The following is a 14,450-nucleotide window of genomic DNA, read 5'->3' on the forward strand; positions in this document are numbered from 1 at the left end:
CAGCCCCACGCACCACACCCCGCTCCCTGATCCAGCCTGATCCGAACGAAAGGCCCTAGCCGTTCAACCGGTGTCCTTCGGGGAACGCGGCTCCCCGGGCGGGCGGGGGTCCTCCGGCGGGCGCCGCTCCCCGGGCGGCGGGGGCCGCCGGGTGTCGTCCGGGCCCACGTACGGCTCCGCCTCCGGCTCGGGCCAGGGGCTCGTCTGGACCGAGGGCCCCGGCTCGCGGGTGGGCGGCCAGGTGTCGGGATCGGCCGAGTCCGGCGCTTCGTAGGGAGGTTCGGCGCGGACCGCGCGGGGCCGCCCGGACATCAGCGCGGCGCCCAGCAGGAGCAGCACCCCGCCGGCCGCCGCGGTCGCCACGCCCTCATCGAGCCCCGAGCCGTCGCCCGCGACCGTCAGGCTCCCCTCCGCCTGCCCCTGGCGCACCATCCACAGGACGGTGAAGCCCAGCACCAGCACGCCCGCGACCGCCACCAGCGGCCGGAAACGCAGCACGACGCCCACGACCGCCAGGACGGCGGCCACGAGGAACGGCAGCAGGATCGAGCCGAGCACGGCGGGGTGGGCCCCGGTGATCCCGGTGAACAGGTCGCCGACGCGGTAGTACCGCCCGAGGCGGCCGTCGTACCAGTCACGGAAGGGGCTCTGCACGGCGGCCGCCGCTCCTAGGAGAGCGACGACGGAACCCAGGACGTTGCGGATCATCTCCGGCCTCCCGCGGACGATGGCCATCGCCCTCGCTCCGACGCTACGCCGGGCCCCGGGGTGCCGCCACCAGACGGACCATGACGCATCTGTGACAGGACCATGACCGGGGCGCCGGAACGCGGGCGGGATGCTGTGCGCTACGTTGTCGCGCGCCCGTTCGACAACGCGCCGACGGACGGCACGCACGGAACGAGAAGCGGGCACCCGAGGGGGACATGGCGATGGTGAAGCAGCATGTGAAGCTGACAGTGGTGCTGGTGGCGGTGGTCCTCGCCCTCACCGGCTTCTCCACCAGCGGCAAGGGCCGGGGCGGCAGCGGCAAGAGCAAGTCGCACAGCAGCAGCGGCGGCGGAGGCGGGTGCTCCAACTCCAAGAAGAGCAACGGCACCTACCACGACACGGACTCCGACACCGACTACTCCTCGTCGAGCGGCGGTTCGTCCGGTTCGGTCGACAGCACCCCGACCGCCACCGCGACGGACGCGCCCCAGGTGTACGTCTTCCGCTGCGCCTCGCCCCGCAAGGGCAAGCGCAAGGCCGTCACCGTCTCCACCGCGCGGCTCACCCCGAACGCGACGGCGACCGGCAGCCACACCTACGAGGTCGAGGTGACCTTCCTCGACGCGATCGGCAACACCGTCGACACGGGCACGGCCTCCACCACCGTGGAGGGCAACGAGACGAAGACCGTCTCCGTGCGCATGGACCACCCCTCCAAGGTGTCCCGCGTCAAGAAGTGCTCGGCCACCGCCGAACTGCTGTACTGACCCGGGGCCGCGCGGCCACCCCCCACCGCGGCCCTCACCGCAGGCGGAACCCTCCACCGCCCCGGCCCCGCCCCCCGAACAGCCCGGCCTGCTCCTCGGGTGCCAGGTTCCCGAGCGCGATCAGGTGCGGGGCGTGGGCGAACGCCTGCGCCCGCGCCGCCTCCTTCGCCGACCACACCGCCCGCACGGTGCCCTGCACCGCCCCGGTGGGGTACGAGGCGATCACCTCGGCGGCCCGCAGCGCCGCCGGCACCGCGCCCCCGGCCTCCGTCACCTCGCTGACCAGCCCGGTCTCGTACGCCCTGCGGGCCGTGACCCGCTCCGCCGTCCCCATCAGGGCCATCCGGGCCACCTCGCCGAACGGCATCCGCTGCGCCATCGCGATCGTCTCGTAGGCGCTGACCATGCCGTACGTCGTGTGCGGATCGAAGAACGTGGCCCCCTCGGAGGCGACGACGAACTCCGCCTCGCCCAGCAGGTAGAACGCCCCGCCGCACGCCATCCCCTCCACGGCCGCGATCACCGGCTTCCACAGGTCGTTGGCCTTGGGCCCGACCGTGAGCAGCGGATCGTCGATCGCGTACAGCGAGGAGGGCTGCGGGACCTCGGCGTCCCGGTCGATGCCGGTGCAGAACGCCCGCCCGCCGGCCCCGGTGAGCACCACCGCCCTGACCGTGTCGTCGAACCGGAACGCCCGCCAGGCGGCGACGAGTTCGGCGGCGGTGGCCAGATCGATCGCGTTGTGCCGCTCCGGCCGGTCCAGGGTGAGCAGCGCGACCCCGGTCGCCGCGTCGGTCTCCGTGCGCAGGCTCATCGGCTCACCGCTCCAGCAGCCAGCGGACCAGCACGGTTCCGGGCGCGACGGGGCAGAACACCACCCGCACCGGGGCCCCGATCCGCAGCCGTGCCGGGTCGACCGAGTCCAGGGGCGCGTCCGGGCCGCTGACCACATTGCCGACCAGCCGGATGTGCGGGGCCTCGGCGAGTTCAACGACGACCGCGTTGTACGGGGCCTGGGCGGCGTACGCCGGAAGGAGCGGGGGGTGCGGCAGCACGTACGACCAGATGCGGCCGCGGCCGCTCGTCTCCCGCCACTCGCTGTCGAAGGAGCCGCAGTGCGGGCAGCACGGCCGGGGCGGGAAGCGGAGCCGGCCGCAGTCCGGGGCGGCGCACGCCTGGACGCGCAGTTCGCCCCGGGCCGCGTACTCCCAGAAGGGGGCGCCGTCGTCGTCGACGACGGGCAGCAGAAGATCGTCCATCGCGGTTCAGCTCCTCAGCAGGACGGCGGAGGTGGGGACGCCCTCCCCGGCGGTGACCAGGCAGGTCGAGGCGGAGGGCACCTGGGCGGTGGAGGTGCCGCGGAGTTGCTTCACGCCCTCGTTGATGAGGTTGAAGCCGTGGACGTAGCCCTCGCTGAGGCCGCCGCCGCCGGTGTTGATCGGCAGCCGGCCGCCGCTCTCCAGCGCCCCGCCCTCGGTGAACGCGCCGCCCTCGCCGCGTCCGCAGAATCCGTACCCCTCCAGGGAGAGCGGGATGAGCGGGGTGAACGCGTCGTAGATCTGGGCGACGTCGACGTCCTGCGGCCCGAAGTCGGCCTGTTTCCAGAGCTGCCGGGCGGCGGCCCAGGCGGGGCCGGTGAGCGGGTCGTCGTTCCAGTAGTTGACCATCCCGTGGTGCTGGGCGGGCAGGCCCTGGGCGACCGAGTGGAGGTAGACGGGCCGCTGCCGGCAGTCGCGGGCCCGTTCGGCGGAGACGATCACGCAGGCCAGCGCCCCGTCGGTCTCCAGGCAGTTGTCGAAGAGGCAGAGCGGCTCGCTGATCCAGCGCGAGGTCATATACATGTCGCGGGTCAGCGGCCGTTCGTACATCACGGCGTCCGGGTTCTGGTTGGCGCGGTTGCGGCAGGCGAGGGCCACGTTGAACAGGTGGTCGCGGGTGGCCCCGTACTCGTGCATGTAGCGCCGGGCGAGCATGCCGATCTCGTCGGCGGGGCGCAGCAGCCCGTAGGGCCGGGTCCACTGGGCGGGGGTGGGCAACTGCACGGCGGTGTTCTTCCAGGGGCGCGGGCCCGACCCGCGTTTGCGCGAACGCCAGGCCACCCCGACGCTCGCCTGCCCGGTGGCGACGGCGGCGGCCAGATGCGCGAGCGTCGCGCAGGAACCGCCGCCGCCGTAGCCGACCTTGCTGAAGAAGGTGACGTCCCCGGCGCCGATCGCCTTGGCGACCTCGACCTCGTCGGTCTCCTCCATGGTGTACGAGGCGAAGGCGTCCACCTCCGACGGGGCGATGCCCGCGTCGTCGAGCGCGGCGAGGATCGCCCGGCACGCCAGGGTCTTCTCCGACTCGGGCAGGTGCTTCGCGAACGCCGTCTGCCCGATTCCGGCTATCGCCGCCTTGTCCTTGAGCGTCCCCACCGCCACCTCCGAGGCCGTCGCGACTGCTGACAGCGGCAGAGGCTACAGCTAATCTGACGGATAGTCAGCTACGAGGGGCGGGACGGTTTTCCGTTCGACGGGAGGGCACGAGATGCGCGGCGACGAGGAATGGTCCACCGTCCCCGACCTGGTGCGCGCGGCGGCGCGCCGCTACCGGGACCGCGAGGCGGTGGTGGAGGGCCGGACCCGGGTCACCTACGCGGAACTGGGCGAGCGGGTGGAGCGGGCCGCCGCCGCGTGCATGGCGGACGGGGTGGAGCCGGGGGACCGGGTCGCGATCTGGGCGCCCAACACCCTGGACTGGATCGTCTCCGCGCTCGGCGCGGTCACGGCGGGCGCGGTCCTCGTCCCGCTCAACACCCGCTTCAAGGGCGCGGAGGCGGCGTACGTCCTGGAGCGCAGCCGGGCCAAGCTGCTCTTCGTCACCGGCACCTTCCTCGGCACCTCGTACGTGGCGTCCCTGCGCCGGGCCGAGGCGGACCTGCCGCACCTGGAGAAGGTGGTGGTCCTCGCCGACACCGCGCCGGAGGCGGAGGACTACGTCACCTGGAAGGACTTCCTGGCGACGGGGGAGGGGATATCAGCCGGGCAGGTCCGGGAACGGGCCGACGCGGTCCCCGCCTCGGCCCCCTCCGACATCATCTACACCTCGGGCACCACGGGCCGCCCCAAGGGCGCCGTCATCACCCACGCCCAGACCCTGCGCTGCTACGCGATCTGGAGCGAGCTGGCCGGGCTGCGCGAGGGCGACCGCTACCTGATCGTGAACCCGTTCTTCCACACCTTCGGCTACAAGGCGGGCATCATCGCCTGCCTCATGCGCGGGGCGACGATGATCCCGCAGCCGGTCTTCAGCGTGGACACGGTCCTCGCCAACATCGCCGCCGAACGCGTCTCGGTCCTCCCGGGGCCGCCCACGCTCCACCAGTCCCTCCTGGACCACCCCGCCCGCGCGTCCCACGACCTCTCCGCCCTCCGCCTCGTCGTGACCGGAGCGGCGGTCGTCCCCCTCCGGCTGGTCGAACGGCTCCGCGCCGAGCTGAACATCGCCACGGTCCTCACCGCCTACGGCCTCTCCGAGGCGAGCGGCATCGTCACCATGTGCCGCCGGGGCGACCCCGCCGAGGTCATCGCCTCCACCTCCGGCCGCGCCATCCCCGGCACCGAACTCCGCGTCCTGGCCGCCCCCGGCGAACCCGGCGAGATCCTCGTCCGGGGCTTCCACGTCATGGGCGGCTACTTCGAGGACCCCGAGACGACGGCGGCCACGGTCACCCCGGACGGCTGGCTCCACACCGGCGACATCGGCGTCCTCGACGCGGCGGGCAACCTGCGCATCACCGACCGGATCAAGGACATGTTCATCGTCGGCGGCTTCAACGCCTACCCCGCCGAGATCGAACAGCTCCTCGGCCTCCACCCCGACATCGCCGACGTCGCCGTCATCGGCGTCCCCGACCCCCGCCTCGGCGAGGTCGGCAAGGCGTACGCGGTCCGCCGGCCGGGCGCGACGGTCACCGAGGACGACCTCATCGCCTGGTCGCGGCGCGAGATGGCCAACTACAAGGTGCCGCGCGCGGTGGAGTTCGTGGCCGAACTGCCGCGCAACGCGAGCGGGAAGGTGCTGAAGGGCGAGCTGCGGGGGAGGGTCGATCACTCCCTCGGGTGAGCCGGTCACCCTATGTGATGAACCGGCCTGTTCGGCCGAACGGGTGCGGAGTATGGTGCGAAGTATGGCAACCAAGAAGTACACCGTCACCCTCCCCGAGGAGCTCGCGGAGGAGATCCGCAAGGAGGTCGGCCCCGGGGCCTTCAGCGCCTATGTCACCCGTGCCATAGAGCGGCAGCGCGAGCACGACCGGCTGGGGGAGCTGGTGGAGCGGCTGTTGGAGGAGCACGGTCCGCTGACCGAGGCCGAGGAGGCGGCGGCCGAGAAGGAGAGGCGTGACATCGAGCGCTGGTTCGAAGAGCGCGAGTCCGCCTCCGACGCGCGGCCGGAAGCCGCCTGATGCCGGAGATGACGTACGTGTTGGACAGTGAGGCCCTCTCCAGGGTCGCCCTGAACGACCGCGCCATGGCCGTGACGCTCGCGAAGGCCCACCGGTCGAACGTCCGCGTCGTGACGAGTTCGATGACGCTCATCGAGGCGTATCACAGCAGGATCCGGCAACCCGTCTGGGACTGGGCGATGTCGCGGGTCGTCGTCGAACCCGTCACCAAGGTCATCGCCGACGAGGCCATCCGGCTCCTGCGCGCCACCGGCCTGCACGGCCACAGGTACGCCATCGACGCGGCTCTCGCGGTGATCGCCGGCCGTCAGCGCGGGCGGGTGGTGGTGTTCACCTCGGACGAGGACGACATGGGGAAGCTCTGCGGGGCGGGGGTGCTGGTGCGGGGCATGTAGCCGCACGGCGGACACACCCCGTCCGCACCGCGTCCGCGTCCGGACATGCAACGGCCGCGGTGGCTCCCCCTCCGCGCCACCGCGGCCGTTCCCCCGTCGAGAGAAGTCGTCAGTTGGCCGGCTCCGACGTGGCGTGCATGTCGTTGGTGGAGGCTTCGCCACCCGTGGCGTGCATGTCCAGCGGCTTGATCGGGCTGCCCGTGGCGTGCATGTCCTGCGTCGTTATCTGGACCGCGTCCTCCCCGGTCGCGTGCATGTCCTCGGGCTTGAGCTCCAGATCCTTCTTCGCGTCAGCCATGATCGTCTGCTTCCCTCGGCTTTTCTGTGATGGGTCGGTGAGGCCCGCCCGGCTGTTCCCCCGTGGACTGCCGGGCGGGCGTCTCCAGAGCCGCTCACCTTAGTGCTACGGCTTCGGCGTCGACCCGTCTGCCCCCCGACGCGGCGGATCGACAGGGATGAGACTGCCGGGCCCGGATAAACGATTGATGAACGCCCCGAACGCGGAGGTCAGGAGGCCGCCGCCGAGGGGACGGAGGAGAGCAGGGCGCGTACCCCCGCGGCCTCCTGGGAGCCGAGCCGTTCGTAGATCGTCAGCGCCTCGCGCCAGCACACATGGGCCCGGCCGAACTGGCCGATGCTGTTGAGCGCGCGGCCCAGTACGGTGAGGACGTTCCCCCGCCGCCACTCGCCGCCGATGCCCCGAAGGGCCGTCAGGGCCTGTTCCGCCTTGGTCGCGGCGTCGGCGGGCCGGCCCCACGCGAGGTCCACCTCCGACAGCCGGAAGAGCGCCATCCCCTCCCACAGGCGCTGCCTGCTGTCCCGGAAGATGCCGAGCGCCTCCAGCAGGACCTCGGAGGCGGCGGCGAACTGCCCGCTCTGCGTCAGCGCCATGCCGAGGGCGTAGCGCCCGTTGGCGCTGCGCAGGGTGTGCCCGAGGCTGTTGTAGATCGCGATGCCCTGCTGGGCCAGCGAGACCGCGCTCTCGGTCCGCGCGGTGGCGAGGTGGATGCGCGACAGGTTGCACAGGGCGCTGGCCTCGCCCGGCCGGTCCTCGATGCGGCGGAAGCGTTCGATGGCGAGGCTGAGGTACTTCTCGCCGTCCGCGTGCCGGTTCTCGTAGAGGGCCATGATCCCGAGCGCGTTCGGCGCCCAGCAGCCGGGCAGCGGGTCGGAGGTGGACCCGACCAGCTCCATCACCTGCTCCGACTCGTCACGGGCCTGGTCGAAGCGGCCCGAGGTGTGGTGCACGTCCGCCAGCGTCATCAGCGCCCGCACCTCGGTGCGGCGGTCGCCCGCCCGGCGGGCGGCCGTGAGAACGGCGAGGGCGGTGGACTCGTACTGCTTCGCGTCCGTACCGGACTCGCCCAGATCGAGCGCCGCCCACAGCAGGTCGACCGAACGGGGCAGGGTGTCGGGCGAGCAGAGCTGCCGCACGCAGGACAGCAGCGGGCCGGCCTCGGCGTACAGCCAGTCGCGGGCGGTGGATCTGCTCCGGAACGACAGCCCGGCCCGTTCGGTGGGCTGCAGGTGGTCCACCAGCCGGTCCCCCGGCCGCTCCAGCGCGTACACCCCCGCCGCCGTCGCCAGATAGAAGTCCAGCAGCCGCGACAGCGCCCGGTCCTTCTCCTCCGGGGGCTGTTCGTCGCGGTCGGCGCAGGAGCGGGCGTAGAGGCGGACGAGGTCGTGGTAGCGGTAGCGGCCCGGGGCGGCGGATTCGAGGAGGCTGGTGTCGACGAGCGCTTCGAGGAGGTCCTCGGCCGCGTGGACGTCCAGGTCGAGCAGGGCGGCCGCGGCGGCGAGCGAGATGTCGGGGCCGTCGGCGAGGCCGAGCAGGCGGAAGGCGCGGGCCTGGGCGGGTTCGAGCTGGCCGTAGCCGAGTTCGAAGGTGGCCTTCACCGCGAGGTCGCCGGCCTGGAGCTCGTCCAGGCGGCGGCGCTCGTCCGCGAGCTTGGCGGCGAGGACGGAGACCGTCCAGGTGCGGCGGGAGGCCAGCCGGGAGGCGGCGATGCGGATGGCGAGGGGGAGGAAACCGCAGGCGGCGACCACGTCGAGGGCGGCCTCGCGCTCGGAGGTGACGCGCTCCTCGCCCGCGATGCGGGTGAAGAGCTGGAGCGCCTCCTCGGGGGACATCACATCGAGGTCGACGAGGTGCGCGCCCGCCAGGTCGACCATCCGGACGCGGCTGGTGACCAGCGCGGCGCAGCCCTCCGTGCCGGGGAGCAGGGGGCGGATCTGGGCGGCGTCGTGGGCGTTGTCCAGGAGGACCAGGACCCGGCGGCCGTCCAGCGCGGAGCGGTAGAGCGCGGCGCGCTCGTCCAGCGAGTCGGGGATCGCGGAGTCCGCCGTGCCCAGCGCCCGCAGGAACGCGCCGAGCACCGCCTCCGGCTCGGCGGCCCGGGAGCCGGCGCCCTGGAGGTCGACGTAGAGCTGTCCGTCGGGGAAGTGCCGGCGGGCCTGGTGGGCGACGTGCACGGCGAGCGTCGTCTTGCCGACGCCGCCGATGCCGGCCAGGGCGGAGACGGCCATCACGGAGCCCTCGGCGGTGCCGAGGCGGTCCCCGAGTTCGCGGACGAAGGAGGCGCGGCCGGTGAAGTCCGGTACGGTCGCCGGGAGCTGGGCCGGGCGGACCGGTGCGGGGGCCGGGGCCGGTTCGTCCGCCGGGCGGGCCAGTTCCTCGTCGGCGCGCAGGATGCGCTGCTGGAGCTGGGCCAGCTCCGGGCGCGGGTCCACGCCCAGTTCCTCGGCGAGCAGCCGGCGGGTGTCCGCGTAGACGGCCAGCGCCTCGGCCTGCCGACCGCTGCGGTACAGCGCCACCATGAGCAGTTCGCGCAGCCGCTCGCGCAGCGGGTGCGCGGCGGTGAGCGCGGTCAGTTCGGAGACGGCCTCCGCGTGGCAGCCGACCTCCAGGTCCAGATCGAGCCGGCTCTCGGTGAGCTGGAGCCGCCACTCCTCCAGCCGGGTGCGCTGGTTGTCGGCGTACGGGCCGGGGACGGAGGCCAGCGCCTCGCCGTCCCACAGCGCCAGCGCCTCGTTCAGCAGCTCCCGGGCCCGGGGGCGGTCGCCCGAGGCGCGCGCCTTCTCCGCCTCGGCGGCCCGTTCCTGGGCCCGGGTCAGGTCGAGCGCCTCCGGCGCGACCCGCATCGCGTAGCCGCCGGAGTCGCTGGCCAGGGTCAGCGGGCCCAGCGTCTTGCGGAGCCGGGAGGCGTAGGTGCGGACGGCGGCCAGCGCCTGGGAGGGCGGGTCCTCGCCCCAGATGGCGTCGATGAGTTCGGCGGCCGTGGCCGTCCGGCCGCCGCGCAGCAGCAGGGCGGTCAGCAGGGCGCGCTGCTGGGGCGATCCGGACGGCAGCGTCTCCTCCCCGCGCCGGGCCCGTACCGGACCGAGCACGGAGAAGTGCAGACCCGCGTCCTGTACGGCCCCCCGCTCCGGGGCGCGTTGCTCCGGAACACGTACCCGTGGCCCGACGTCACGGCCCATTGCTGCCTCCTGTCCCACCCTGTGCGCCGCCCGGCAGGGGCCGCAGATGTCCCGTTCCCTCCGGGGCCATCCGGATTGCTCCATACCGTTGGTATCGCCGTCAACAGTCTGCCTTGTGGAGGGGCGACTCGTCAGCCTTGGGTGACTCTCTGCACAAGCCCTCGACAACGATTGTGGAACGGGTCCCCGCACAGATAGCTGACGGTTCGTCAGATCAACGCTACCGTGGACCGCATGGAGACCTTCCCGAAGATCATCTCGGTGGACGACCACACGGTGGAGCCCGCTCATGTCTGGCGGGACCGGCTCCCGTCCAGGTACGCCGACTCCGGACCGCGCATCGTCCGCGCACCGCTCAAGGAAATGACCTTCATGGGCGGAAAGTTCGCCCCCGTGATGGGCGCCCCGGGCGACGACGGACCGATCGGCGACTGGTGGGTGTACGAGGACCTGCACCGCCCGCTCACCCGGCTGGACACCGCCGTCGGCTACGACCGGGACGAGATCAGGCTCGAAGTCATCACCTACGAGCAGATGCGCCCCGGCTCGTTCTCCGTGCCCGAACGCCTCGCCGACATGGACGTCAACCACGTCCAGTCCGCCCTCTGCTTCCCCACCTTCCCCCGCTTCTGCGGCCAGACCTTCACCGAGGCCAAGGACCGGGAGCTGGGGCTGCTCTCGGTGCGCGCGTACAACGACTGGATGGTCGAGGAGTGGTGCGGCCCCGAGGCGCACGGCCGGCTCGTCCCGCTCACCCTCATCCCGCTCTGGGACGCGGAACTGGCCGCCGCCGAGGTCCGCCGCAACGCCGCGCGCGGGGTGCGCGCCGTCGCGTTCTCCGAGATACCCCCGCACCTGGGACTGCCGTCCATCCACACGGACGACTGGGACCCGTTCCTGCGCGCCTGCGACGAGACGGGGACGGTGATCGCCATGCACATCGGCTCGTCCTCGAAGATGCCCTCCACCTCCGCCGACGCCCCGCCCGCCGTCGGCTCCACCATCACCTTCGCCAACTGCTGCTTCTCGATGGTGGACTGGCTGATGAGCGGCAAGTTCGAACGCTTCCCGAACCTGCGGATCATGTACGCCGAGGGCCAGATCGGCTGGATCCCCTACATCCTGGAACGCGCCGACGTGGTCTGGGAGGAGAACCGTGCCTGGGGCGGCGTCGCGGACAAGGTCCACCGCCCGCCGTCCGAGCTCTTCGCCGACCACGTCTTCGGCTGCTTCTTCGACGACGCCTTCGGGCTCAGGAACCTCGACGCCATCGGGGTGGGGAACGTCCTGTACGAGACGGACTACCCGCACTCCGACTCGACCTGGCCCAAGTCCCGCGAGGTCGGTGAGGCGCAGATGGGCCACCTGGACGCCCAGGTCGTGGAGCGCATCGTGCGGGGCAACGCCATCGACCTGCTGGGTCTCACCCCCGACGGACTGTGGGCGGGACCCGGCACCGGGGCCTGAACCGGCGCCCCGGGGCCGGGTCCCGTTCGAGGGCGGGGGCCCGGCACCGGCCTGGCCGGGCGCGGCCGGGCCCCCGCCCCGGTCACCCAGCGGCCAGCGGCTCCTGGAGCTCCGTCACCCACAGCGACTCGTCCTCGGGGCACTCCAGGCTGACCTCGCGCGCGTACCCCGCCGAACGGCGTCCGCCCGCGTCGATCCAGCGGGCCAGCGTCTGCGTCGTCGGCAGCACCGTGGCCATCGGCCCCCGGTGCACGATGGTCGCCGCCTCCACCGGCTCCAGCTCCACCACCGTGACGCCCGTGTCACCCACCGGCCCCAGCGGGGCCGAGACCGTCACCCCGGCGTGCACCACGATGGCGCCGCCGCCCTCCGGGGCGTCCTCGTACCGGGCGATCCCCGGGCCCGTCGGCCGGACCCCGGCCCCCTCCAGTAGCGGGAAGAGCCGCTCGTACAGCGGCCGGATCACCGGAGTGATGTCCTGCGGCTCATAGCTCGCGGCGGTCCCCGTCAGCTCCGCGACCCGCACCGCCGGGATGGTCTTGATCACGACATCGTCCGTGGACATGTGTCCCTCGCTCTCGATCGACCGGAGCCTCGCCTCGACCTGGACGAGCCGCGCCGCGGCCCGCGCCATCGCCTCCTCCAGCTCCGCCCGGCGCAGCCGCAGCATGCCGCGGAGCTGTTCCGGGTCCACCTCCTCGTCCAGGACGGCCCGCACCTGCTGGAGCGTGAAGCCGAGGTCCTTGAGGGCGATGATCCGGTTGAGCCGGGCGAGCTGGGCGGCACCGTAGTGGCGGTAGCCGTTGGCGGGGTCGGTACGGTCGGGGTGCAGCAGTCCGACCGCGTCGTAATGACGCAGCATGCGGACCGACACCCGTCCGTACCGGGCGAAGTCTCCGATGGTGAACATGATGTCTCCCAGTGCACGGCCTCACACGGTGTCAGGGTCAAGCATCACCCGGAGCCCCGAGCCCTGTGACCCAGGTCACCGGAACCCGGCGTCCGCCCCGGACAGGACCTGACGTGGAGCATTCCCTGAGAGCCCGGATACGGGCAGGCGACCCGGACGCGTTCGGCACCCTCTTCGACGACCACGCCCGCACGGTCTTCCGGTACGCGGCGCGGTCGACGGGCGATACCGCCGGCGCGGAGGACATCGTCTCGCTGACCTTCCTGGAGGCGTGGCGGCTGCGCACCACCCTGCGCGAGTCCGACGAGGAGCTGAAGCCCTGGCTGCTCGGCATCGCCACCAACGTCCTGCGCAACACCCGCCGCGCCGCCCGCCGCCACGACGCCGCCCTGACCCGGGTCCCGGTCCGGCCCGCCGTGCCCGACTTCGCCGACGAACTCGTGGGCCGCATCCACGACGCCGAACAGCTCGCGGCGGCGCGGGCCGCGCTCGCCCGGCTGCGCCCCAAGGAGCGGGAGGTCTTCCTGCTCTGCGTCTGGGACGGACTGGACTACCGGCAGGCCGCCCGCGCACTCGGCGTCCCGGTCGGCACCGTCCGCTCCCGGCTCTCCCGGGCCAGGAAGCGGCTGCGCGACCTCACCGAGGACGAGCTGAAGAGATACGAGAAAACCGCGAGAAACAGGGAACTACCGGGATCAGCCGGACAGTACCTGGGTGACCGCGCCACCGCGGTCCGGTCGAACGAAAGGGAGGGGAACCGATGAGTGCAGACGCCGAGAAGGTCGCCCAGGAGCTCCGGGCACGGCTGCCCGAGCCGCACGGACCGGTCCTGCCGGGCGACCGCCAACGGCTGCTCAAGGAGTACGTGATGAACGAGATCCACCAGGCCGGGGCCGGGGAGAAGACGGCGGCGGGCAGCACCCGCCCGCGCCGGCTGCGCGGCTGGTACGCCGTGCCGGTCGGCATGGCCGCCGCCGGGGCGCTGGCCTTCACCTTCCTGGCCGGTCCCGGCCAGGGCGGCGGGGACACCGGCTACCACCTCAGCGCCGCCCCCGTGGTCAAGGTCGAGGTCGCCTCGGCCGACGGCGTGGGCGCGCTCATGGAGAACGTCGCCCGCCACGCCGAACAGGGCCCGGCCCTCCGCGTCCGCGCGGACCAGTTCGTGTACGTGCGCTCGCACTACTCCAACATGCAGGCGAAGGTGGGCGAGGCCTTCCAGCTGAAGACGTACTACCGCGAGTCCTGGACCTCCCAGAACCCCGACAAGGTGCAGAGCCGGCTCAAGCAGCCCGGCGACGACATCGTCTGGTCCGAGCCGGACGAGGAGGGGCTGCGCCAGTACAACCGGAACCACACCTACGCGGCGCTGGCGGCGCTGCCCACCGAGCCGGGCGCCCTGCTGAAGAAGCTCCGCGCGGACGCCGCGTACACCGGCTCCTCCGACCAGGACCTCTTCGACTACGTCGGCGGCCTGATCGGCGAGTCGATCCTGCCGCCCGAGACCGGCGCCGCGATCTACCGCGCCGCCGCCGAGATCCCCGGCGTCGTCATGGTGAAGAAGGCCCAGGACGGCGACGGCCGGCCCGGTGTCGCCCTGGCCCGCACCGACGAGCGGACGCACGAACGCAAGGAGCTGGTCTTCGACGCCAACAGTTACGACTATCTCGGACTGCGTTCCTATCTCGTCCGGAACACCGAACTGGGCAGGAAGGGCACCGTCACCGAAATGCAGGCGGTGCTCGACCGGGGCGTCGTGAACAGCCGCGACGAGACGCCGAAGAAGTAGACGGGACGCCGACGAAGTAATCGCACATCCGGATGACGGGTGGGTGCGGGCGGAATTCCCCGCATTCCGCCCGCATCCGTCCGGGGCCGTACAACGGGCAGGAGCCCCGCTTCTCCGCCGGAGCGGAGGAGCGGGGCTCCTTGGGTACTGCATATGCGGCCGCGATCGGCCGACCTGGCAACTAGGCCGGGGTGACGTTCTCAGCCTGCGGGCCCTTCGGACCCTGAGTGACGTCGAAGTTCACGACCTGGTTCTCCTCGAGGGAGCGGAACCCGGACGCGTTGATCGCGGAGTAGTGGACGAAGACATCCGGGCCGCCGCCGTCCTGGGCGATGAAGCCGAAGCCCTTTTCAGCGTTGAACCACTTGACGGTTCCGGTAGCCATAAGCCCTCCTTGGGCCAAAGGGTTGCCCTGCTCCAGAACCTGCAAAGAAGTCTGAAAACTACAAAAGCCTGCGGGGTTACATGCTCCGCAGGCTCTGTACTGCAAGGG

The 14,450-nt window shown here is 72.3% G+C and carries 15 protein-coding genes; 7 read left to right on the top strand and 8 right to left on the bottom strand.

From position 1 onward, the window contains the following. Positions 1 to 63: 63 nt before the first annotated feature. On the bottom strand, positions 64 to 708 hold the full coding sequence (locus ACWCXC_RS01140) for a hypothetical protein (RefSeq protein ID WP_450885842.1): 645 nt from the start codon (positions 706 to 708) through the stop codon (positions 64 to 66). 224 nt (positions 709 to 932) lie between these two features. Here ACWCXC_RS01140 and ACWCXC_RS01145 point away from each other — a divergent pair, with 224 nt between their 5' ends. Next, entirely contained in the window at positions 933 to 1,478 is a 546-nt protein-coding gene (locus tag ACWCXC_RS01145) for a hypothetical protein (protein ID WP_450684714.1), read from the top strand. Between the two features lie 34 nt (positions 1,479 to 1,512). On the opposite strand, the gene ACWCXC_RS01150 is transcribed toward ACWCXC_RS01145, so the two are convergent. Genes ACWCXC_RS01150 through ACWCXC_RS01160 form a run of 3 tightly spaced genes read right to left on the bottom strand, consistent with a single transcriptional unit; the run spans position 1,513 to position 3,892 of the window. Then, positions 1,513 to 2,292 carry an enoyl-CoA hydratase/isomerase family protein gene (locus ACWCXC_RS01150; protein WP_450885844.1) on the bottom strand — a complete coding sequence of 260 codons (780 nt, stop codon included), beginning with the start codon at positions 2,290 to 2,292 and terminating at the stop codon, positions 1,513 to 1,515. A gap of 4 nt (positions 2,293 to 2,296) precedes the next feature. Next, on the bottom strand, positions 2,297 to 2,737 hold the full coding sequence (locus ACWCXC_RS01155) for a Zn-ribbon domain-containing OB-fold protein (RefSeq protein WP_450684712.1): 441 nt from the start codon (positions 2,735 to 2,737) through the stop codon (positions 2,297 to 2,299). Between the two features lie 6 nt (positions 2,738 to 2,743). Further along, the gene (locus ACWCXC_RS01160) at positions 2,744 to 3,892 is read right to left on the bottom strand and encodes a lipid-transfer protein (protein WP_450684711.1); all 1,149 of its coding nucleotides are present in this window, start codon (positions 3,890 to 3,892) and stop codon (positions 2,744 to 2,746) included. Between the two features lie 112 nt (positions 3,893 to 4,004). On the opposite strand from ACWCXC_RS01160, the gene ACWCXC_RS01165 reads away from it, so the two are divergent. From ACWCXC_RS01165 to ACWCXC_RS01175, 3 genes are all read left to right on the top strand, one after another. Beyond that, positions 4,005 to 5,582 (top strand): FadD3 family acyl-CoA ligase, encoded by a 1,578-nt coding sequence (locus ACWCXC_RS01165; RefSeq protein WP_450885847.1) that lies wholly within the window; start codon positions 4,005 to 4,007, stop codon positions 5,580 to 5,582. Between the two features lie 64 nt (positions 5,583 to 5,646). Beyond that, entirely contained in the window at positions 5,647 to 5,922 is a 276-nt protein-coding gene (locus ACWCXC_RS01170; protein WP_450684709.1) for a hypothetical protein, read from the top strand. Beyond that, positions 5,922 to 6,317, top strand: a complete 396-nt coding sequence (locus ACWCXC_RS01175; protein WP_450684708.1) for a PIN domain-containing protein — start codon at positions 5,922 to 5,924, stop codon at positions 6,315 to 6,317. The genes ACWCXC_RS01170 and ACWCXC_RS01175 overlap by 1 nt, the downstream gene beginning before the upstream one ends. Positions 6,318 to 6,426: 109 nt before the next feature. Here ACWCXC_RS01175 and ACWCXC_RS01180 read toward each other — a convergent pair whose 3' ends face one another. After that, positions 6,427 to 6,615, bottom strand: a complete 189-nt coding sequence (locus tag ACWCXC_RS01180) for a hypothetical protein (protein WP_450684707.1) — start codon at positions 6,613 to 6,615, stop codon at positions 6,427 to 6,429. 209 nt (positions 6,616 to 6,824) lie between these two features. Beyond that, on the bottom strand, positions 6,825 to 9,794 hold the full coding sequence (locus ACWCXC_RS01185; RefSeq protein WP_450885850.1) for a BTAD domain-containing putative transcriptional regulator: 2,970 nt from the start codon (positions 9,792 to 9,794) through the stop codon (positions 6,825 to 6,827). Between the two features lie 234 nt (positions 9,795 to 10,028). Here ACWCXC_RS01185 and ACWCXC_RS01190 point away from each other — a divergent pair, with 234 nt between their 5' ends. Next, positions 10,029 to 11,261 (top strand): amidohydrolase family protein, encoded by a 1,233-nt coding sequence (locus ACWCXC_RS01190; RefSeq protein WP_450885852.1) that lies wholly within the window; start codon positions 10,029 to 10,031, stop codon positions 11,259 to 11,261. Positions 11,262 to 11,343: 82 nt separating this feature from the next. Here ACWCXC_RS01190 and ACWCXC_RS01195 read toward each other — a convergent pair whose 3' ends face one another. Then, the gene (locus ACWCXC_RS01195; protein WP_450684704.1) at positions 11,344 to 12,171 is read right to left on the bottom strand and encodes a MerR family transcriptional regulator; all 828 of its coding nucleotides are present in this window, start codon (positions 12,169 to 12,171) and stop codon (positions 11,344 to 11,346) included. 113 nt (positions 12,172 to 12,284) lie between these two features. On the opposite strand from ACWCXC_RS01195, the gene ACWCXC_RS01200 reads away from it, so the two are divergent. Beyond that, positions 12,285 to 12,935: an RNA polymerase sigma factor gene (locus tag ACWCXC_RS01200; protein ID WP_450885855.1), complete on the top strand. Its 651-nt coding sequence runs from the start codon at positions 12,285 to 12,287 to the stop codon at positions 12,933 to 12,935. Further along, positions 12,932 to 13,957 (top strand): CU044_5270 family protein, encoded by a 1,026-nt coding sequence (locus ACWCXC_RS01205; RefSeq protein ID WP_450885857.1) that lies wholly within the window; start codon positions 12,932 to 12,934, stop codon positions 13,955 to 13,957. The genes ACWCXC_RS01200 and ACWCXC_RS01205 overlap by 4 nt, the downstream gene beginning before the upstream one ends. A 181-nt stretch (positions 13,958 to 14,138) precedes the next feature. On the opposite strand, the gene ACWCXC_RS01210 is transcribed toward ACWCXC_RS01205, so the two are convergent. Next, a complete protein-coding gene (locus tag ACWCXC_RS01210; RefSeq protein WP_003967102.1) occupies positions 14,139 to 14,342 on the bottom strand; it encodes a cold-shock protein in 204 nt (67 codons plus the stop codon). Between the last annotated feature and the right edge of the window lie 108 nt (positions 14,343 to 14,450).

Source organism: Streptomyces sp. NPDC001515 (assembly GCF_053597115.1).